Source organism: Luteimonas padinae, assembly GCF_014652935.1.
Lineage (GTDB): Bacteria > Pseudomonadota > Gammaproteobacteria > Xanthomonadales > Xanthomonadaceae > Luteimonas > Luteimonas padinae.
Map to the genome: position 1 here is coordinate 169,264 of NZ_BMZT01000008.1, position 18,214 is coordinate 187,477.

Consider the following 18,214-nt stretch of genomic DNA (forward strand, 5'->3'; position numbering starts at 1 on the left):
CGCCATGTCCACCCATACCGCAACCGCCGACCACCACGACCACAAGCAGGGCTTCGTCGAACGCTGGTTCTTCTCCACGAACCACAAGGACATCGGCACGCTGTACCTGCTCTTCAGCTTCCTGATGTTCATCGTCGGCGCGGCGATGAGCGTGGTCATCCGCTTCGAGCTGGCTGTGCCGGGCCTGCAGCACGTCAGCCCGCACTTCTTCAACCAGATGACGTCGATGCACGCGCTGGTGATGATCTTCGGCGGCGTGATGCCGGCCTTCGTCGGCCTGGCCAACTGGATGATCCCGCTGCAGATCGGCGCGCCGGACATGGCGCTGCCGCGCATGAACAACTGGTCGTTCTGGATCCTGCCGTTCGCCTTCGCGATGCTGCTGCTGACCCTGTTCCTCCCGGGCGGCGCGCCGGCCGGCGGCTGGACCATGTACCCGCCGCTGTCGCTGCAGGGCGGCTCGAGCATGGCGTTCGCGATCTTCGCCATCCACATGATGGGCATCAGCTCGATCATGGGCGCGATCAACGTCATCGCCACCGTGCTCAACATGCGCGCACCGGGCGTCGACCTGCTGAAGATGCCGATCTTCCCGTGGACCTGGCTCATCACCGCGTTCCTGCTGATCGCGGTGATGCCGGTGCTGGCGGGCGCGGTGACGATGCTGCTGACCGACAAGTTCTTCGGCACCAGCTTCTTCAACGCCGCCGGCGGCGGCGACCCGGTGATGTACCAGCACATCTTCTGGTTCTTCGGGCATCCCGAGGTCTACATCATGATCCTGCCGGCCTTCGGCGTGGTCTCGGAGATCATCCCGACTTACAGCCGCAAGCCGCTGTTCGGCTACCAGGCCATGGTGTACGCCACCGCCGCGATCGCGTTCCTGTCGTTCATCGTGTGGGCGCACCACATGTTCACGGCCGGCATGCCGCTGGGCGGCGAGATCTACTTCATGTACGCGACCATGCTGATCTCGGTGCCCACGGGCGTGAAGATCTTCAACTGGGTCAGCACGATGTGGCGCGGCTCGCTGACGTTCGAGACCCCGATGCTGTTCTCGATCGCCTTCGTGATCCTGTTCTCGATCGGCGGCTTCTCGGGCCTGATGCTCGCGATCGTGCCGGCCGACTTCCAGTACCACGACACCTACTTCGTCGTCGCGCACTTCCACTACGTGCTGGTCACCGGCTCGGTGCTGGCGCTGATCGCCGCCGTCTACTACTGGTGGCCGAAGTGGACCGGCCGCATGTACAACGAGGCCTGGGGCAAGTTCCACTTCTGGTGGACGATGGTGTTCGTCAACCTGCTGTTCTTCCCGCAGCACTTCCTGGGCCTGGCCGGCATGCCGCGCCGCATTCCGGACTACAACGTGGTGTTCGCCGACTGGAACCTGATCAGCTCGATCGGCGCGTTCGGCATGTTCGTCACGCCCTTCATGATGTTCGGCATCCTGTTCCACTCGCTGAAGAAGGGCGCCGTGGCGCCGCAGCGTCCGTGGGAAGGCGCGCGTGGCCTGGAGTGGACCGTGCCGTCGCCGGCGCCGCACCACACCTTCGGCACGCCGCCGGTGATCCGTCCGGGCGACCTCGCCCATGGCGACCTGGATCCCGAAGGCCACGAGATCGAGCCCGTGAACGAGGCCGGTCGTGCCTGACCAGCACGACCCCGTGCGCGTCGCCGCCCAGCGGCGGCGTGCCCTGCGCATGGCGCTGATCCTGGGCGCGGTGGCGCTGGCGATCTACGTCGCCTTCATCCTGTCGGGCGTGCTGGCGTCGTGACCGGCAAGGCCGCCAGGACCGCCGGCATCGGCAAGATGCTGCTCGCAGCGCTGGCCGCGTTCGCGTTCACCTTCTCGCTGGTGCCGCTGTACCGCATCGCCTGCGAGAAGGTGTTCGGCATCCGCCTCGACAACACCGCGGCGAGCGCGGATGCCGGTGCAGGCGCCGCGGCCGAGGCGCGCATGGTCACGGTGGAGTTCGACGGTGGCGTCAACTCCTCGCTGCCGTGGTCGTTCCGGCCCAACCAGGCGCGCATGCAGGTGCAGGTCGGCCAGCAGTACGAAACCACCTACTACGCGCACAACGATGGCGACCGTCCGATCGTCGGCACCGCCACCCCCTCGGTGGCGCCGGCGCGGGCCTCGGGCTACTTCGCCAAGACCGAATGCTTCTGCTTCACCGCGCAGACGCTGGCGGCCGGGGAAACCCGCGACATGCCGGTGCGCTTCATCATCGATCCGTCGCTGCCCGCGGACGTCAAGACGATCACCCTGTCCTACACTTTCTTCAAGAACGACATCCTGACCGAGCGCGAACAGCAGTCCGCCGCGGTCGGTGCGTCGTCCAACGTGCCGCACGCGGCACCCTGACCCGGCAACGACGGAACCCGACATGGCACAGACCCAAGCCGAGCACCACGACCCGAACGTCTACTTCGTCCCGCACGACAGCAAGTGGCCGGTGTTCGCGTCGGTGGCGCTGTTCATCCTGTTCTTCGGACTGGCGAGCTGGTTCAACGAGGTGTCGTGGGGCAGGACGATGTTCTTCGTCGGTGCCGCGGGCCTGATCCTGATCCTGTTCAAGTGGTTCGCGGACGTGATCCTCGAATCGGTGTCGGGCTACCACAACCGCCAGGTCGACGGCTCGTTCCGCATGGGCATGGTGTGGTTCATCTTCTCGGAAGTGATGTTCTTCGCCGCCTTCTTCGGCGCGCTGTTCTACGCCCGCCAGCTGTCGCTGCCGTGGCTGGGCGGCGCGGGCGACGGCGTCATGACCAACTCGCTGCTGTGGGAGGGCTACAGCGCGGCCTGGCCGTCGGCCGGTCCGGGCCAGGTCGGCGGTGCGTTCCAGACCATCCCGGCCTGGGGCCTGCCGCTGCTCAACACGCTGATCCTGCTGACCTCGGGCGTCACGCTGACCATCGCGCACCATGCGCTGAAGGCCGACAACCGCCGCCAGCTGCTGGTGTGGCTGGGCATCACCGTGCTGCTGGGCTGCCTGTTCCTCTTCTTCCAGGTCGAGGAATACATCCACGCCTACCGCGACCTCAACCTGACCCTGGGGTCGGGCATCTACGGCTCGACCTTCTTCATGCTCACCGGCTTCCACGGCGCGCACGTTACGCTGGGCACGATCATGCTGGCGATCATCTGGTTCCGCTGCCTCAAGGGCCACTTCACGAGGGACAACCACTTCGCGTTCGAGGCCGTGGCCTGGTACTGGCACTTCGTCGACGTGGTCTGGCTGGCGCTGTTCCTGTTCGTCTACGTGGTCTGAGGCACGCGCCCGCCAGGGCGGCCGTCATGGAATGACGAAGGCCGGCGATCGCCGGCCTTCGTGTCTGCGCCGGGGCCGCGCGCGCGGCCCGGATCCGGGGCTCAGCCCTGGATGCCGTGCGGCGTGATCCACCCCATCCAGATCGAGAGGAGCACGATCAGGATCAGCGCCACCGACAGCGCGATGCGCCGCGTCAGCGCATTCACCGTGCGCTTGGTGGTGCCCTTGTCGACCAGCATGTAGTAAAGGCCGGCGCCAAGGTTCCATACGATCAGGATCAGGAATCCGATGATGAGCAGGGTTTTCAGCGAGTCACTCATGCGCTTGGCCTCCGCGGCCGGTGTGATCGGCGCAGTATCGCACCCGGTCGACGCGCGCACATGAGCCGTGGCACCGGCATGGTGGTCGGGTGGATGGCGGCGCTGCTGGCGATCGCCGGCTTCTCGGCGCTCGGTCACTGGCAGCTCGGCAGGCAGCAGGAAAAGCAGCTGATGCTCGACCAGGTCGCGGCGACGATCGCCGCGAAGACGCCGGTGCCGCTGGCCGCCGCCGCCGACCCCGCGCGCACGCGCGGCTACGACTGGAGCGCCGCTACCGGCCACTTCGCCGAGGCCCCGGCGGTACTGCTCGACAACCAGCAGCGCAACGGCCGCGCGGGCGTGCGCGTGTATCGCGCCTTCGTGCCCGACGCGGGCACCGGCGCGGTGCTGGTCGAGCTCGGCTGGCTGCCGCTGCCGCCCGAGCGCACGCTGCCGGAGGTGCCGCGGCTGGCGGGGCCGCGCCAGGTCGCCGGCCTGCTGGCGCCGCCGCCTTCCCACGGCATCGGGCCCTCGGGCTTCGAACCGCAGGCCGATGGCACCCTGCTCGCGATCGGGCTGGATCCCGCCGCGCTGGCCGCGCCGCTGGGCCAGCCGCGGCTCGCGCCGCGGGTGCTCAAGCTCGACCCGGCGCTCGACATCGGCTACGCCCGCGACCTCGACGTGCTCCCCAACACCCTCCCGCCCGAACGCCACCTCGGCTATGCCGTGCAGTGGTTCGCGCTCGCCCTCGCGGTGCTTGCCACCGCGCTGATCCTGACGTATCGCAGGCAACGCCCATGAACGATCCCCGCACCGACACGCCCATCCCCGTGCGCGAGCGCAACCGCAACCGCGGACTGCTGCTGCTGATCGTGGCCGTGTTCTTCGGCAGCGCGATCGTGGCCGGTGCGCTGCGCTTCTCGGGCTGGCGCCCGGCCGGCATGAAGAACCACGGCGAACTGCTGCAGCCGCCCGGCGACCTGCGCCAGGTCGTGCCGCGCCTGGTCGGCGGCGGCGAGTACGCGTGGAATCCGGCCGAGCGCACCTGGCGGATCGTGGTCGCACCGCCGGCCGATTGCACCGACGCCTGCGTCGCCCTCAGCCATGACCTCGACAAGGTCTGGCGACTGTTCGGCCACAACGCCGACCACGTCAACATCCTGTGGGTCGGCGAACCGCCGGAGGGCGCGCTGCGCAACCGGGTCTGGAACGTGGTCGAGCCGGCGCCGGAGTTCAGCGCCCAGCTGCCGCGGGTGGAGGAGGGCGGCCCGCAGGGCGCGCCGGTGTATGTTGTCGATCCCAACGGCTTCGTGATCCTGCGCTATGCGCCGGGCTTCGACCCCGGCCACCTGCGCACCGACGTCGCGCGCCTGCTCAAGCTCAAGTGATGACCACCGTTTCCACTCCTCGCGGCCAGTCCCCCCAGCACGGCGTCCGCCACATCCACCGCCACTTCCACCGAATCGCCTGGCTGGCCGTGGCGCTGGCGCTGGGCGTGATCGTGTTCGGCGCCTTCGTGCGGCTGTCGCACGCCGGCCTCAGCTGCCCGGACTGGCCGACCTGCTACGGGCGCGCGACCTGGCCGAAAGCGGTCGAGCACGCGGCCGATCACGCCGCCAGCGCGATTCGAACCTTCGAGGACCACAAGGCCTGGCGCGAGCAGGTGCACCGCCACATCGCCGCGCTGCTCGGCGTGCTGGTGCTGGCGATGGCGCTCCTGGCCGCGCGCCGGCGGCGGCTGGGCATCGCCCAGGTGCTGGCGGCCGCCGGCCTGGTCGCGATCGCGATTCCCACCTACATGGCCGGCGCGCACGTCGCCGCCTCGCTGCTGGCGGTTGCCGGCGAAGCGATCCTGCTGGCCGCCGCTCTGCGCTGGCGCGGCCAGGACCTCGCGCGCGAATCCGCGCTGACGCTGGCGGTGATCATCTTCCAGGCGCTGCTCGGCATGTGGACGGTGACCTGGCTGCTGAAACCGGTGGTGGTGATGGGCCACCTGATGGGCGGCCTGCTGACGTTCTCGCTGCTGGTGTGGATGGCCTGGCGCGCGCTCGACCGGCCGATCGTGCTGGCCGACGCCGGGCGCCTGCGCCGGCTGCTGTGGGCCGCGCTGGCGGTGCTGGGCGTGCAGGTCGCGCTCGGCGGCTGGGTGAGCGCGAACTATGCCGCGCTGTCCTGCGGCGCCGGCGGCTGGTCGATGGAGAATTTCCCGCAGTGCGCGGGCCTGTGGCTGCCGCCCACGGATTTCCGCGAGGGCTTCGTGCTGTGGCGCGGCATCGGCGTGGACTACGAGGGCGGCGTGCTCGACGGCGCTGCGCGCATCGCCATCCACGTCACCCACCGCCTGGGCGCCGTGGCCGCGGCCGCGATGCTGCTGTGGGCCGCGGCGCGCATGCTGCGCACGCCGGGCCTGCGCGGCTGGGGCGTGCTGCTGGCGCTGCTCACGGTGGCCCAGGTCACGCTCGGCATCCTCAACGTCAAGCTGTCGCTGCCGCTGCCGGTGGCGGTGATGCACAACGGCGGCGCCGCGCTGCTGGTGTTCGTGATGGTGTCGCTGCTGGCGCGCCTGCGCGGGGTCGACTGAGGTGGGCGCGCAGTTCGGCCAGTACTGGCAGCTGACCAAGCCGCGCGTGGTCGCGCTGATCGTGTTCACCGCGTTCGTGGGCATGTTCATGGCGGTGCCCGGCCTGCCGCCGCTGCGCCAGTCGGTGTTCGGCTTCATCGGCATCTGGCTGGCCGCGGCTTCGGCGGCGGCGATCAACCACCTGATCGACCAGCGCATCGACAAGGTGATGGTACGCACCGCCGACCGGCCGCTGGCCACGGGCGCGCTCAGGCCGGCGCAGGTGCTGGCGTTCGCAGTGTTCCTGGGCGCGCTGTCGATGGCGATCCTCGTCGCCCTGGTCAACCCGCTGACCGCGCTGCTGACCTTCGCCTCGCTGATCGGCTACGCCATCGTCTACACCGGTTTCCTCAAGCGCGCGACGCCGCAGAACATCGTCATCGGCGGTATCGCCGGCGCGGCGCCACCGCTGCTCGGCTGGGCCGCGGTGACCGGCATGCAGAACGAGTGGGACTGGGCGCACGCGCTGCTGCTGGTGCTGATCATCTTCGTATGGACGCCGCCGCACTTCTGGGCGCTGGCGATCTTCCGCCGCGAAGACTACGCCCGTGCGCTGGTGCCGATGCTGCCGGTGACGCACGGTGTGCAGTACACGCGCTGGCAGATCCTGCTCTACACCGTGCTGCTGGTGGCGGTGACCATCCTTCCCTGGGCGGTGGGCATGAGCGGCCTGTTCTACCTCGGCGGCGCGCTGGTGCTCGGCCTGGTGTTCCTGTGGAACGCCTGGAAGCTGATGGACCCGCCGGACGAGTTCTTCGCCATGCGGGTGTTCAACTACTCCGTGGTGTATCTGATGGCGCTGTTCGCCTTCCTGCTGGTCGACCACTGGCTGCTGCCGTTCCTGCAGCCTTCGCCCGTGTTCGAGCTGCAGCGGGCGCGGTAAGAGCCTTTGGCCACGGATCTGCGCGGATTACGCGGATCTGGCCGAGGCCAGTGTCGACACCGCGCTCTGCACAAGTTCTTTTGTCAGATGGTCTTTCGGCGGATTGGTCCGGACACGCCCTGATCAACAATCTTGCCTCGGCCAGATCCGCGTAATCCGCGTAAATCCGTGGCAAGGAGCTTCTCCGTTACTTCCCAGGCCGCGCCCGTGCAGCGATGTCGGCCAAGGTAGCGGGGGTGATGTCCCACTGTTCCGGTGCGTCGTATTCGAATTCGACGGCGAGGCGGCCGGTGGCGCGCCAGAGGCGGAGGATGCAGGCACCCCACGGCTCCTTGCCCGCCACGCGGGTGGCTTCGCGCAGGTCGTCGAAGGCGGGGCCCAGCGCGTCGGCGTCGGGCGTGGCGGCGGCGTACGCGCCGTCGGCGTCGTAGCGGAAGCCGGTCATGCGGCGGGCGATGGCACCGTCGCCGTAGCGCACGATCAGGGCATAGCCCTGCCACTCGCCGTCGGACACCGCCGGATCGGCCACCAGCAGGCGGCCGATGCGGGCGATCAGTTCATTGCGGTCCAGCGTGGGGCCTGCGTGCATGCGGGACAGTCTGGGCTCAGGCGGCGGCCCTGTCGATCATGTCCGGCATCTCGCGCGAGGCGATGGCGTCGAAGGACTGGCCGCCGCTGTTGCCGAAGGCGAGCAGCGAGGGGTCGTAGACGACGCTGCCGGTGACCGGGTCGATGACTTCGTAGTCGACATGCACTTCGTCGGGCCGCGCGGCGTCGTTGCGCACGAGGTCGATGTCGATCCGCACCTCCATGCCGGCGCCGATCCAGTCGCTCCACTCCTGCTCCATCTTGGCGTAGGCGCCCTGGTTGAAGCTCGAGAACTGCGGGAACATGTTCACTTCGCCGTGTCCCTGCGCGAAGCGGTAGGCCACCAGGTGGCCGACGTCGTCGCCGCTGCCCTTCATGTCGTTGTCGACGCGGAACTTCGACTGCGCGTTGCCTTCGATGCGGTCGGAGTCGCGGCCGCGGCTCGAGGGCTCCCAGGTCAGCACGGCCTCGGCGCCGGTGGGGCGGCCGTCGGCGTCGAGTGTCCAGGTGATGTCGTTGACTTCGCCCGAGCCGGCTTCGGTGATGGTGCCGCGCACTTCGCCCGGCTCCACGTCCTCGCTCACTGCCACGGTGCCGTCGGGCACCTGGCCGGTCAGCAGCATGCGGTTGTACTGGGCGAGGTCGGCGCCGGCCGGGTCGGACAGCATCGTGGTGTGGCGGGTGAAGTCCTCGCGCGCGAGCGCCGGGGAGCCGGGGCCGCCGTCGCGCGGGGCGTCGAACAGCTGCTCGGAGCCCGTCATCACGCGCAGGCCCTTCTTCTCGGTCATCTCCAGCGACAGGCGCAGGTCTTCGATCGAGTCGAGGCCGTTGGCCGCAGTCAGTTCGCGGAAGGCGGGCTCCAGCGCAGTGCCCGCGTAGTCGGCGCCGTGCACCTCGATGCGGGTGCGCGGCGGGATCGTCGAGGGGTCGAAGGGGTTCACCGCGGCCATCGCCGCCGGCGTCGCCTCCTCGTTGCGCAGGGTGACCTCGTAGCGCACCGGGACCTGGGTGCCGGCGCCGTCGGGGCCGCGCACGGTCATTTCGCCGCTGGCTTCGTAGTGGGTGTTCCACTGGTCGGACCGCTCGCCGCTGGTCTCCACGCTGCGCGGGTCGAGCTCGAAGGCGACCTCGTCGGGCCTGGCATCCAGCAGCGACGGATCCAGTCCGTCGGGGCGGGCGGCCTCCGGGCCACGCAGGCAGCCGCCCGGTTCGCTCCAGGACTGCGGCGCGGGCAGGGGGGCAAGCAGGCTCTGGGCTTCGAACGACATGCGTCAGGCACCGGGCTTCGGGAGCTTCCCGGACAATACGGTGCCGTACCCGGCGCCGCCATTGGGGGAAACCCCTGTCTCCGGCGTGTCATGTGGCGGACGATCGCGGCTGCAGCCGCTCCTGCAGGGTGCTGCGAGTGCCCGCGGACGTGGCTACGGCTGCGATCGCTCCAGTCCGCACACGCCGGTCACCTCGCCGGCCCCCCGCGCGCCTGCAGCAGCTCGCGCAGCTCGGCCTTGTCGGTGGCGTCCAGGCCTTCCTCACGCTGCTTGGCCAGCAATTCGTCGATGCGCTGCTGCAGGGTCTGGTGGTCGAGCTTGGCGATGGCGTCGAGGAATTCGCGCTGCCAGCCGGCGTCGTCGCCGGGCAGGTCGATGGCGGCCAGCTTGTGCAGTGCATCGGCTTCGGGCCGGCCCTCGAAGGCGGCCAGGATCGCTCCAGTGCCGATGTCGGGGCGCGCGCTGACGATCGCCACCAGTTCGGTCAACAGGTCGATGCCCGGCTGGCGCAGGGCCACGAAGCGGTAGGGCGGCTGCAGCTCCAGTGCCAGCTGCGGCTTCTGCAGCAGCAGGGTGATGGCGCTGCGCACCAGGCTCCGGCGCGGCGCGTTGCTGGCCGGGGCGCGGCGCACGCGCGCGGCGGGGACGTGGACGTCGGGCGGAGCGCTGCGCGCGCCGACACCGGTGAGTTCGGTCAGCCGCTGCTGCATCAGGTCGGCGAAGGCACCGTCGGGCAGCTGCGCCAGCATCGGCTTCGCGCGCTCGGCCAGCCGCGCCTTGCCGTCGAGCGTGGCCAGGTTGATGCCGTCCTCGGCCAGGTGGTCGAACAGGAACTGCGACAGCGGCGTGGCCTGCGCCAGCCGCGCCTCGAAGCCGGGTGCGCCCTCGTTGCGGACGATGGTGTCGGGATCCTCGCCGTCGGGCAGGAACAGGAAGAAGGCCTGGCGGCCGTCCTTCATCCGCGGCAGCACCGATTCCATCGCGCGCGCGGCGGCGCGGCGGCCGGCGGCGTCGCCGTCGAAGCAGAAGTACACGTCGGGCGCGTTGCGGAACAGCAGTTCGGCGTGGTCGGGGGTGGTCGCGGTGCCGAGCGTGGCCACCGCCTGGCTGACGCCGTGCTGGAACAGCGCCACCACGTCCATGTAGCCCTCGACCACGACCAGCCGCGCGATCTTCTGGTTGGCCTGGCGCACCTGCCACAGGCCATAGAGCTCGCGGCCCTTGTGGAACAGCGGGGTCTCGGGCGAGTTGAGGTACTTCGGCGAGTCCTCCGCGCGCAGCACCCGGCCGCCGAACGCGATCACGCGGCCGCGGCGGTCGTGGATCGGGAACATCACCCGGTCGCGGAACTTGTCGTAGGTATGGCCGCGGTCGTTCTTCGACAGCATGCCGGTGCGCTCGAGCAGCGACAGCCGGCGCGGATCGGTGCCCAGTGCGTCCTTGAGCGCGGAGAAGCCGCCGGGCGCGTAGCCGATGCCGAACTGTTCGCGGATGGTGGCGTCGAGTCCGCGGCGCGAAAGGTAGTCATCGGCGGCGGTGCCGGGCACCAGCGCGCCGCGGTAAAAGCGCGCGGCCTCGTCGAGCACGCCGAACATGTCGCGGGTGTCGGGATTCTCGTTGTGCTGGCGGGTCTCGCGCGGCACCTCGATGCCGGCGCGCCTGGCCAGCTCATCGACGGCATCGAGGAATTCGAGCCGGTCGAAGTTCATCAAAAACGAGATCGCCGTGCCGTGCGCGCCGCAGCCGAAGCAGTGGTAGAACTGCTTGGTCGGCGACACCGTGAACGAGGGCGAGCGCTCGTCATGGAAGGGGCAGCGCGCCGAATACTCGCGGCCCTGGCGCTTCAAGGGCACGCGCGCGCCGATCACCTCGACGATGTCCGTCCGGGCGAGCAGGTCGTCGATGAAGGCGTCGGAGAGGCGTGCCATGGGCACCGCCATGATCGCATGCGGTACCGCCTCCCGGCCCCGCCACTGCCTCCGCCGGTGCCACTGCAACTGCCCGCTATTGCCCGCCATTGCCCTGTAGGAGCAGCTACAGCTGCGACCAGGGCTTGCGACCTGGGCTGCGCGGCTGGGCTGCGCAACTGGGCCAGGCTGCGTCGCTGGCCCGGGTCGTAGCTGTAGCTGCTCCTACAGGGGCGTGGTGCGGTGGCGTCGTGCGGCCCGCGCCTCCAGCCGGCGGTGGATGTCGCCGAGCCGCCAGCGTTCGTCGATCACCGCGGTGATCATGGCGCCGACGAAGAACACCACGGCCGCGTAGTACAGCCAGACCAGCACCACCACCAGGGTGCCCGCCGAGCCGTAGGCGCTGCCCGGCGCGGCCTGGGAGATGTACAGGCCGATGCCCCAGCGGCCGACGACGAACAGCAGCGCGGTGAGCACGCCGCCGAGTAAGGCCTGCTGCCAGCGCACGCGCCGGTCGGGCAGGTAGTGGTACATCAGCGCGAACGCCAGCGCGTACAGCGCCAGCGACGTCAGGTTGCCGAGCACTGGCAGGGTGGGTGAGCCGGCGAAGGCGATCTCCAGCGCCGTGGTCAGCGCCGCCGACACCAGCAGCAGGAAGCCCAGCGCCAGCACCACGCCGAAGGAGAACACGCGCTTGCGCAGCCAGGCGCTCAGCCCGCCGCGGACCTTGTCGCCGGAAGTATGGAAGACCAGGTTAAGCGTGCCCTGCAGGCGCGCGAACACCGCGGTGGCGCCGAAGATCAGCAGCGCCGTGCTCCACAGCCCGGCCAGCGAGCCGACGTCGGGTTCGGCGTTGGCGTTCTGCAGCACCGTGCTGGCCACTTCGCCCGCGCCGGATCCGGCGATCGACCGGACCTGCTCCAGCAGCGCGTCCTGCGCCGCGGGATACAGCGACGCGGTCAGCCACAGCAGCAGAACCAGCAGCGGCGCCAGCGACAGCAGCGCGAAGAAAGTGAGCGAGGCGGCGTGGGTGAGGATGTCGACTTCGACGAAGCGCTGCGCGATGGCGTAGGGCAGCGACTGCTGCAGGCGTTCGAAGCTGGCCTTGAGGCGACCGGTGATGAATTCAGCCATGCGCCGGAGGATGCGGACCGCCCCGTGCACGCCACGTGGCGGCGCAGCGCCGGGGACGGGTTGGCTGTTCAGCCGGCCAGCGACTTCTTCAGCAGCGCCGAGACCTGGCCCATGTCGGCCTGGCCGGCGAGCTTCGGCTTCAGCACGCCCATGACCTTGCCCATGTCGGCCGGGCCGGCGGCGCCGGTCTCGGCGATGGCGGCGTCGATCGCGGCCTGGACCTCGGCCTCGCCCAGCTTCTCGGGCAGGTAGCGCTGGATCACCTCGATCTCGGCGCGCTCGATCGCGGCCAGGTCCTCGCGCGCGGCGGCCTCGAACTGGCTGACCGAGTCCTTGCGCTGCTTGACCATCTTCTCCATGACCGCCAGCACCTGGGCGTCGTCGAGCTCGACGCGCTCGTCGACCTCGCGCTGCTTGATCGCCGCCTGCACCAGGCGGATCACGCCCAGGCTGGCCTTGTCGCCGCCCTTCATGGCGGCCTTCATGTCGTCGGTGAGGCGCTGCTTGAGGCTCATCGTGGATGCTCCGGGTTGCGTGAACACGAAAAGCCGGCGACGCTCGCGCGTGCCGGCTTCAGGGTGCGACCTCGACCGCGGCGCCCGGGGGCGCCGGCAGGCCGGATCAGTACATGCGCTGGCGCTTGGTGACGTCGCGCGAGGTGCGACGGGCCTGGCGCTTCACCGCCGCGGCGGCCTTGCGCTTGCGCTCCTGCGTCGGCTTCTCGTAGAACTCGCGCTTGCGGGTCTCGGCGAGGACGCCGGCCTTTTCGCAGGTGCGCTTGAAGCGGCGGAGGGCAAACTCGAAGGGCTCGTTTTCGCGGACTTTGACGCTGGGCATTGGGAATCTCTGGTGTCGGAGTGCGCCGGTTTCCTGCCGGCGAGCCGCGTATGATAGCCCCTGTCCCCGGCCCGCGCAAATGGGCCTGGGCGCCCGCTGCTGCAGGAGCAGCTACAGCTGCGACCCCCGCACCCCGACCCCGCACACCCTATCAGGCCCCTATGCGCGTCCTCGGCATCGAAACCAGCTGCGACGAGACCGGCGTCGCCGTCTACGACACCGGCCGCGCGGGCGCGGACGGCCTGCTGGCGCACGCCGTGTACAGCCAGATCGCCCTGCACGCCGAGTACGGCGGGGTGGTGCCCGAACTGGCCAGCCGCGATCATGTACGCAAGCTGCTGCCGCTCATCCGCCAGACGCTGGGCGAAGCCGGGCTGGGCGTGGACGACCTCGACGGCGTCGCCTACACCGCCGGCCCCGGCCTCGTCGGCGCGCTGCTGGTCGGCGCCGGCGTCGCGCGCTCGCTGGCCTGGGCGCTGGACCTGCCCGCGGTCGGGGTCCACCACATGGAGGGCCACCTGCTGGCGCCGCTGATGGAGGACGCCGATCCTGTCCACGGCCGGCCCGAGCCGCCCTTCGTGGCCCTGCTGGTCTCCGGCGGCCACACCCAGCTGGTGGCGGTGGACGCCATCGGCAGCTATCGCCTGCTCGGCGAGACGCTCGACGACGCCGCCGGCGAAGCCTTCGACAAGACCGCCAAGCTCATGGGCCTGCCATATCCCGGCGGTCCGCAGCTGGCCGCGCTCGCCGAGGCCGGAACGCCCGGCCGCTTCGGCTTTCCGCGCCCGATGACCAACCGGCCGGGCCTGGACTTCAGCTTCAGCGGCCTCAAGACCCAGGTGATGCTGGCCTGGCGCGACAGCGACCAGTCCGACGCCACCCGCGCCGACATCGCCCGCGCCTTCGAGGACGCGATGGTCGACACGCTGGCGATCAAGTGCGAGCGCGCGCTCGACGAAGCCGGCTGCGACACCCTCGTGGTCGCCGGCGGCGTCGGCGCCAACCGCCGCCTGCGCGCGCGGCTGCAGGCGATGGCGGCCAGGCGCGGCGGCCGCGCCTGCTTCCCGCGCCCGGCGCTGTGCACCGACAACGGCGCGATGATCGCCTTCGCCGGCGCGCTGCGCCTGGAGTCCGGCGAGCGCTCACCCGACGCCGTGCACGTCACGCCGCGCTGGGACATGGCTACGCTGCCGGAAGTCCGCCCGGGCGCGGCCTGACCGCAGCGCAGGATCGCGGCCGCCGCCGCCGCCGCCGCCGCCGCCGCCGCCGCCGGAGCCGGCTCGGCAACGCGCCGCGTTAAGCTGTCCCGCCCGCCCGGATCGCGCGCGCCATGGACCACGTCTTCATCGAAGGGCTCGAGATCGAGGCCCTGATCGGCATCTACGACTGGGAGCGCCGGATCCGCCAGACCCTGGTGTTCGACCTCGAAATGCGCTTCGACAACCGCGTGCCCGCGGCCAGCGACGACATCGCCCACACGCTCAACTACAAGGCCGTCAGCCAGCGCCTGGTGGAGTACGTCTCGCAGTCGGACTTCGGCCTGGTGGAGACGCTGGCCGAGCGCTGCGCAGAGATCGTGATCGATGAGTTCAAGGTCGATTCGCTACGATTGAAGCTCAGCAAGCCCGGCGCCGTGCGCGGCGCGCGCGCGGTTGGCGTGGTGATCGAGCGCGCGCGGGGCGGCTGACCCGTCGCAACCGGAGATCCCATGCAAGACCGTCTCGACGCGCTGCGCGAAATGCTGGCGCCTTATCCCTGGGCCTATTCCCTGATCGTGCTGTCTGCGCTGCTGCTCGTGGCGTGGCTGGCCAACCTCATCACCCGGCGCGTCCTGCTGCGCGGACTGCGCCACGTGATCGCGCGCGTGGCCGCGCTGACCGGCCACACCGGCGACTCCATCAGCCGCATGCGCGTGATCTCGCGCCTGGCCAACGTGGTGCCGGCGCTGGTGATCGGCGCCGGCATCGGCATGGTGCCGGACCTGCCGCCGCAGCTGGTCGGCTTCGTCAGCGGCCTGTGCAAGGTGTTCGTGATCTTCACCGTGGCGCTGGCCTTAGGGCATGCGCTCGACGTCGCCAACGAGGTCTACGAGCGCCGCCCGGACGCGCGCAACAAGCCGATCAAGGGCTATCTGCAGGTGGCCAAGATCATCGCCCTGGTGATGGCGGCGCTCGCCTCGGTGGCGCTGCTGGCGGGCGTGGAACTGGTGCATGTGCTCACCGGCCTGGGCGCGGCCAGCGCGGTGCTGATGCTGATCTTCCAGGACACGATCCTGTCGTTCGCCGCCAGCCTGCAGATCAGCGGCGACGGTCGCGTGCGCATCGGCGACTGGATCGAGATGCCCAGCCAGAACGCCGACGGCGACGTGATCGACATCGCGCTGCACACGGTCACCGTGCAGAACTGGGACAAAACCATCACCACGGTGCCCACGCGCAAGCTGATCAGCGATTCGTTCAAGAACTGGCGCGGGATGACGGAGTCCGGCGGCCGGCGGATCAAGCGCGCGATCTACCTCGACCAGCATTCGACGCGCTTCCTCGACGCCGACGAGGTGGCGCGCTTCCGCCGCTTCCGCCTGCTCGACGCCTACCTCGACGGCAAGTCCAGCGAGCTGCAGGCCTGGAACGCGAAGCTGGCCGAGCGCGGCGCCGAGCCGGTCAACCGCCGCCGCGTGACCAACCTCGGCACCTTCCGTGCCTATGTCGAGCAGTACCTGCGCAACCACCCGGGCGTCCACCAGGGCATGACCCTGCTGGTGCGCCAGCTGCAGCCCACCGACCACGGCCTGCCGCTGGAGATCTACTGCTTCACCTCCGACGTGGCCTGGGCGGCCTACGAGGGCATCCAGTCCGACATCTTCGACCACCTGCTGGCGATCCTTCCCGAGTTCGGGCTGCGGGTGTTCCAGGCGCACAGCGACGCGCCGGTCGAAGTGCGGCTGCGGCGCGAGGACGATCCGGGCGCCGCGAGCCGCGCCGACGCATCCGGCTGAGGCCGGCCGGACGCGCCGTCGGCGACGTGGGGCCCGGCCACCCCGGGCCTGCCATGCCGGCGGGATCGCGGCCGTGGCGCTTCCGCGGGCGGGCACGGCGCGCGATCATGTGCGCCCCACGCGAACGCGTCCCGGAGCGCGCGCCATGCACACCGCCTGCCTCAGCCTCGGCAGCAACGTCGACCCGGAGCGCCACATCGCCATCGCCTTCGCGGCCCTGCGCGAGCGCTTCGGCGACATCCGCGCCTCGGCCGCCTACCGCACGCCGGCCGTCGGCTTCGAGGGCGCCGACTTCGTCAACGCCGCCGCGGTCATCGACAGCGACCTCGACGTGCACGCGCTCAACCAATGGCTGCACGCGCTGGAGGACGCCCACGGCCGCGACCGCAGCGGCCCGCGCTTCGGCGACCGCACGCTCGACATCGACATCGTGCTGTTCGACGACCTGGTGTGCAGCGGCCCCGGCAACCTGCGCCTGCCGCGCGGCGAACTGCGCCATGCCTTCGTGCTGCGGCCGCTGGCCGAGATCGCGCCGGAGATCGTCGAGCCGACGAGCGGGCGCACGCTTGCCGCGTTGTGGGCGGCGTCCGGGGAGCGCGACGTGGCCATGCACGAGGTGGCGCTGCCGGCGGTCCTGGCCACCGCCGCGGACTGACGCCCGGCGCTGGCCACGGACGCCGGGCCGCGGATTCCGGCAGGGCGTCGCGCCGCGCGGTCACATCCGTACCGCCGCCGCCGTCATGGACACCATGCGCTGGACGAGGCGGCAAACCGGCCGCCGCGGGGCGCGGTGACAAGGGAGGGAGTGCGATGTTCGACAGATTCTCGCGCAGCTGGGACATGGTCAAGGCGAGCGCTGCGGTGCTGCGCTCGGACCGCGAGCTGATGCTGTTCCCGGTGCTGTCGGGGCTGGCCACGCTGCTGGTGCTGGCCACCTTCGCGCTGCCGACGTTCGCGCTGCGGCTGTTCGCCGACGGCTGGAGCGTGGGCGGCGCACTCGTCGGCTTCGCCTTCTACTTCTGCACCTACAGCGTGATGATCTTCTTCAACTGCGCGCTGGTGGGCGCGGCGATGATCCGGCTGGAAGGCGGCGACCCGACGCTCTCCGACGGGCTGGCCGCGGCGCGCGCGCGGCTGGGCGCGATCTTCGGCTATGCCGCCATCGCCGCCACCGTGGGCGTGCTGCTGCAGGCGTTGAAGGGCAAGGACAACAACGTCATCGTGCGCCTGGTCGGCAGCGGCCTGGGCATGGCCTGGACGCTTGCCACCTTCCTGGTGGTGCCGGTGCTGGTCAGCCGCGACATCGGCCCGGTGGAGGCGCTGAAGCAGAGCGTGTCGCTGCTCAGGCGCACCTGGGGCGAGAACGCCGTCGGCCAGCTCGGCATCGGCGCCGCGTTCGGCCTGCTGACCACCGGCGCGGTGCTGGCCTCGGTGCTGCTGGTGGTGTTGGCGGCCCAGGCCTCGTTCGCGCTGGCGATCGTGGTCGGTGTGCTCTGCCTGCTGGGCGTGCTGCTGCTGGGCGTGTACCAGGCGGCGCTGACCGGCATCTACTCGGCGGTGCTGTACCGCTATGCGGTGGCCCATGAACTGCCCCCGGCCTTCCAGGGCACGGACATCGCGCACGCGTTCGCGCCGAAGCGCTGACGCCGGCCGGCCGCCGCCTCAGCCGAGGTGGCGGCCGCCGTCCACGGCCAGCACGCTGCCGGTGGTGTAGCCCGCGTCGCGCAGCAGCCACAGCACCGCGCCGGCGATCTCCTCCGGCGTGCCGGTGCGGCCCAGCGGCGTCATCGCCATGAGCCGCGCCTGCAACGCCGGGTCGATGCCGGCGTCGGGCCAGAGGATCGCGCCCGGCGCCACCGCGTTCACCCGTACCTCGGGCGCCATCGCCACCGCCAGCGCGCGCGTGGCGGCTTCCAGCGCACCTTTGCTCACCGCGTACGCGGCAAGATCGGCGCGCGGCGCGCGGGCATAGACATCGGACAGGTTGACGATCGCGCCGCGCGCTGCGCGCAGGTGCGGCGCCGCGGCCTGGGCGAGGAAGAATGGCGCCTTCGCGTTCACTGCCAGCATCGCGTCCCAGTGGTCGGGATGGATGCCGCCGAACGCGGCCGGCTCGAAGCCCGAAGCGTTGTTGACCAGCGCGTCGAGGCGGCCGAAGCGGCCCACGGTGCGCGCCACCAGTTCCGGCAGGCTGTCGAACTCCGCCAGGTCGGCCTGCAGCGCCAGCACGCTGCCCGCGCGCGCGGCATCAAGCTCCGCGGCCAGCGCCGTGGCCTCGCCGGCCGAACCGCGATAGTGCAGCGCCAGGTCGTAGCCTGCCGCGTGCAGCCGCCGCGCGATGGCGGCGCCCACGCGGCGCGCGGCGCCGGTGACGAGCGCGACGGGGTGGCCTCCGGGCATGAGCGGCT

21 protein-coding genes are annotated in these 18,214 nt (G+C 70.6%); 13 read left to right on the forward strand and 8 right to left on the reverse strand.

Annotation, left to right across the window (positions count from 1 at the left end; all coding sequences use genetic code 11):
- The first annotated feature begins 4 nt into the window (after nt 1-4).
- From ctaD to IE168_RS10805, 4 genes are read left to right on the forward strand one after another with little or no spacing between them, the layout of a single operon-like run.
- On the forward strand, nt 5-1,654 hold the full coding sequence (ctaD, locus tag IE168_RS10795; RefSeq protein WP_189498136.1) for a cytochrome c oxidase subunit I: 1,650 nt from the start codon (nt 5-7) through the stop codon (nt 1,652-1,654).
- Nucleotides 1,647-1,778: a hypothetical protein gene (locus tag IE168_RS14715; RefSeq protein WP_263598379.1), complete on the forward strand. Its 132-nt coding sequence runs from the start codon at nt 1,647-1,649 to the stop codon at nt 1,776-1,778. Before ctaD ends, IE168_RS14715 begins: the two co-directional genes overlap by 8 nt.
- Nucleotides 1,775-2,368, forward strand: a complete 594-nt coding sequence (locus IE168_RS10800) for a cytochrome c oxidase assembly protein (RefSeq protein WP_189498138.1) — start codon at nt 1,775-1,777, stop codon at nt 2,366-2,368. Before IE168_RS14715 ends, IE168_RS10800 begins: the two co-directional genes overlap by 4 nt.
- Before the next feature lie 22 nt (nt 2,369-2,390).
- Nucleotides 2,391-3,275: a cytochrome c oxidase subunit 3 gene (locus IE168_RS10805; RefSeq protein WP_189498140.1), complete on the forward strand. Its 885-nt coding sequence runs from the start codon at nt 2,391-2,393 to the stop codon at nt 3,273-3,275.
- 101 nt (nt 3,276-3,376) lie between these two features.
- On the opposite strand, the gene IE168_RS10810 is transcribed toward IE168_RS10805, so the two are convergent.
- Complete coding sequence (locus IE168_RS10810) at nt 3,377-3,595, reverse strand: twin transmembrane helix small protein (protein WP_189498142.1); 219 nt, start codon at nt 3,593-3,595, stop codon at nt 3,377-3,379.
- 60 nt (nt 3,596-3,655) lie between these two features.
- Here IE168_RS10810 and IE168_RS10815 point away from each other — a divergent pair, with 60 nt between their 5' ends.
- The 4 genes from IE168_RS10815 to cyoE are packed head-to-tail and all read left to right on the forward strand — an operon-like array spanning nt 3,656 to nt 7,077.
- Entirely contained in the window at nt 3,656-4,375 is a 720-nt protein-coding gene (locus IE168_RS10815) for an SURF1 family protein (RefSeq protein WP_189498144.1), read from the forward strand.
- Nucleotides 4,372-4,962 carry a hypothetical protein gene (locus IE168_RS10820; RefSeq protein ID WP_189498146.1) on the forward strand — a complete coding sequence of 197 codons (591 nt, stop codon included), beginning with the start codon at nt 4,372-4,374 and terminating at the stop codon, nt 4,960-4,962. Before IE168_RS10815 ends, IE168_RS10820 begins: the two co-directional genes overlap by 4 nt.
- Entirely contained in the window at nt 4,962-6,155 is a 1,194-nt protein-coding gene (locus IE168_RS10825; protein WP_189498148.1) for a COX15/CtaA family protein, read from the forward strand. The genes IE168_RS10820 and IE168_RS10825 overlap by 1 nt, the downstream gene beginning before the upstream one ends.
- 1 nt (nt 6,156) lies before the next feature.
- The gene (cyoE, locus tag IE168_RS10830) at nt 6,157-7,077 is read left to right on the forward strand and encodes a heme o synthase (RefSeq protein WP_189498150.1); all 921 of its coding nucleotides are present in this window, start codon (nt 6,157-6,159) and stop codon (nt 7,075-7,077) included.
- 187 nt (nt 7,078-7,264) lie between these two features.
- On the opposite strand, the gene IE168_RS10835 is transcribed toward cyoE, so the two are convergent.
- The 6 genes from IE168_RS10835 to rpsU form a co-directional block, all read right to left on the reverse strand.
- Nucleotides 7,265-7,666, reverse strand: a complete 402-nt coding sequence (locus IE168_RS10835) for an antitoxin YezG family protein (protein WP_189498152.1) — start codon at nt 7,664-7,666, stop codon at nt 7,265-7,267.
- Nucleotides 7,667-7,682: 16 nt separating this feature from the next.
- Nucleotides 7,683-8,933, reverse strand: coding sequence for a DNA/RNA non-specific endonuclease (locus IE168_RS10840; protein WP_189498154.1), 1,251 nt, complete (start codon nt 8,931-8,933; stop codon nt 7,683-7,685).
- A gap of 188 nt (nt 8,934-9,121) precedes the next feature.
- Nucleotides 9,122-10,861 (reverse strand): DNA primase, encoded by a 1,740-nt coding sequence (gene dnaG / locus IE168_RS10845; RefSeq protein ID WP_189498156.1) that lies wholly within the window; start codon nt 10,859-10,861, stop codon nt 9,122-9,124.
- A gap of 204 nt (nt 10,862-11,065) precedes the next feature.
- A complete protein-coding gene (locus IE168_RS10850) occupies nt 11,066-11,974 on the reverse strand; it encodes a YihY/virulence factor BrkB family protein (RefSeq protein WP_189498158.1) in 909 nt (302 codons plus the stop codon).
- Nucleotides 11,975-12,042: 68 nt separating this feature from the next.
- Complete coding sequence (locus IE168_RS10855) at nt 12,043-12,489, reverse strand: GatB/YqeY domain-containing protein (protein WP_189498160.1); 447 nt, start codon at nt 12,487-12,489, stop codon at nt 12,043-12,045.
- A gap of 106 nt (nt 12,490-12,595) precedes the next feature.
- Nucleotides 12,596-12,811, reverse strand: coding sequence for a 30S ribosomal protein S21 (gene rpsU, locus IE168_RS10860; RefSeq protein WP_132328402.1), 216 nt, complete (start codon nt 12,809-12,811; stop codon nt 12,596-12,598).
- Between the two features lie 161 nt (nt 12,812-12,972).
- Here rpsU and tsaD point away from each other — a divergent pair, with 161 nt between their 5' ends.
- The 5 genes from tsaD to IE168_RS10885 all read left to right on the forward strand — a co-directional run bounded on the left by tsaD (nt 12,973) and on the right by IE168_RS10885 (nt 17,450).
- The gene (gene tsaD, locus IE168_RS10865) at nt 12,973-14,028 is read left to right on the forward strand and encodes a tRNA (adenosine(37)-N6)-threonylcarbamoyltransferase complex transferase subunit TsaD (protein WP_189498162.1); all 1,056 of its coding nucleotides are present in this window, start codon (nt 12,973-12,975) and stop codon (nt 14,026-14,028) included.
- A 113-nt stretch (nt 14,029-14,141) separates the two neighbouring features.
- A complete protein-coding gene (gene folB / locus IE168_RS10870) occupies nt 14,142-14,498 on the forward strand; it encodes a dihydroneopterin aldolase (protein ID WP_189498165.1) in 357 nt (118 codons plus the stop codon).
- A 21-nt stretch (nt 14,499-14,519) separates the two neighbouring features.
- Nucleotides 14,520-15,806, forward strand: a complete 1,287-nt coding sequence (locus tag IE168_RS10875; protein WP_189498166.1) for a mechanosensitive ion channel family protein — start codon at nt 14,520-14,522, stop codon at nt 15,804-15,806.
- 145 nt (nt 15,807-15,951) lie between these two features.
- Nucleotides 15,952-16,461, forward strand: a complete 510-nt coding sequence (folK, locus tag IE168_RS10880; RefSeq protein ID WP_189498168.1) for a 2-amino-4-hydroxy-6-hydroxymethyldihydropteridine diphosphokinase — start codon at nt 15,952-15,954, stop codon at nt 16,459-16,461.
- A gap of 155 nt (nt 16,462-16,616) precedes the next feature.
- Nucleotides 16,617-17,450 carry a DUF6159 family protein gene (locus IE168_RS10885; protein WP_189498171.1) on the forward strand — a complete coding sequence of 278 codons (834 nt, stop codon included), beginning with the start codon at nt 16,617-16,619 and terminating at the stop codon, nt 17,448-17,450.
- Between the two features lie 18 nt (nt 17,451-17,468).
- On the opposite strand, the gene IE168_RS10890 is transcribed toward IE168_RS10885, so the two are convergent.
- Nucleotides 17,469-18,206 (reverse strand): pteridine reductase, encoded by a 738-nt coding sequence (locus tag IE168_RS10890; protein WP_189498173.1) that lies wholly within the window; start codon nt 18,204-18,206, stop codon nt 17,469-17,471.
- Nucleotides 18,207-18,214: the final 8 nt, after the last annotated feature.

Excerpts from the sequence above, each read along its gene's own strand:
- ctaD (WP_189498136.1), top strand. The coding sequence starts at position 5 with ATGTCCACCCATACCGCAACCGCCGACCACCACGACCACAAGCAGGGC.
- IE168_RS10805 (WP_189498140.1), top strand. The coding sequence starts at position 2,391 with ATGGCACAGACCCAAGCCGAGCACCACGACCCGAACGTCTACTTCGTC.
- IE168_RS10810 (WP_189498142.1), bottom strand. The coding sequence starts at position 3,595 with ATGAGTGACTCGCTGAAAACCCTGCTCATCATCGGATTCCTGATCCTG.
- IE168_RS10815 (WP_189498144.1), top strand. The coding sequence starts at position 3,656 with ATGAGCCGTGGCACCGGCATGGTGGTCGGGTGGATGGCGGCGCTGCTG.
- IE168_RS10820 (WP_189498146.1), top strand. The coding sequence starts at position 4,372 with ATGAACGATCCCCGCACCGACACGCCCATCCCCGTGCGCGAGCGCAAC.
- IE168_RS10825 (WP_189498148.1), top strand. The coding sequence starts at position 4,962 with ATGACCACCGTTTCCACTCCTCGCGGCCAGTCCCCCCAGCACGGCGTC.
- IE168_RS10835 (WP_189498152.1), bottom strand. The coding sequence starts at position 7,666 with ATGCACGCAGGCCCCACGCTGGACCGCAATGAACTGATCGCCCGCATC.
- IE168_RS10840 (WP_189498154.1), bottom strand. The coding sequence starts at position 8,933 with ATGTCGTTCGAAGCCCAGAGCCTGCTTGCCCCCCTGCCCGCGCCGCAG.
- dnaG (WP_189498156.1), bottom strand. The coding sequence starts at position 10,861 with ATGGCACGCCTCTCCGACGCCTTCATCGACGACCTGCTCGCCCGGACG.
- IE168_RS10850 (WP_189498158.1), bottom strand. The coding sequence starts at position 11,974 with ATGGCTGAATTCATCACCGGTCGCCTCAAGGCCAGCTTCGAACGCCTG.
- IE168_RS10855 (WP_189498160.1), bottom strand. The coding sequence starts at position 12,489 with ATGAGCCTCAAGCAGCGCCTCACCGACGACATGAAGGCCGCCATGAAG.
- rpsU (WP_132328402.1), bottom strand. The coding sequence starts at position 12,811 with ATGCCCAGCGTCAAAGTCCGCGAAAACGAGCCCTTCGAGTTTGCCCTC.
- tsaD (WP_189498162.1), top strand. The coding sequence starts at position 12,973 with ATGCGCGTCCTCGGCATCGAAACCAGCTGCGACGAGACCGGCGTCGCC.
- folB (WP_189498165.1), top strand. The coding sequence starts at position 14,142 with ATGGACCACGTCTTCATCGAAGGGCTCGAGATCGAGGCCCTGATCGGC.
- IE168_RS10875 (WP_189498166.1), top strand. The coding sequence starts at position 14,520 with ATGCAAGACCGTCTCGACGCGCTGCGCGAAATGCTGGCGCCTTATCCC.
- folK (WP_189498168.1), top strand. The coding sequence starts at position 15,952 with ATGCACACCGCCTGCCTCAGCCTCGGCAGCAACGTCGACCCGGAGCGC.
- IE168_RS10885 (WP_189498171.1), top strand. The coding sequence starts at position 16,617 with ATGTTCGACAGATTCTCGCGCAGCTGGGACATGGTCAAGGCGAGCGCT.
- IE168_RS10890 (WP_189498173.1), bottom strand. The coding sequence starts at position 18,206 with ATGCCCGGAGGCCACCCCGTCGCGCTCGTCACCGGCGCCGCGCGCCGC.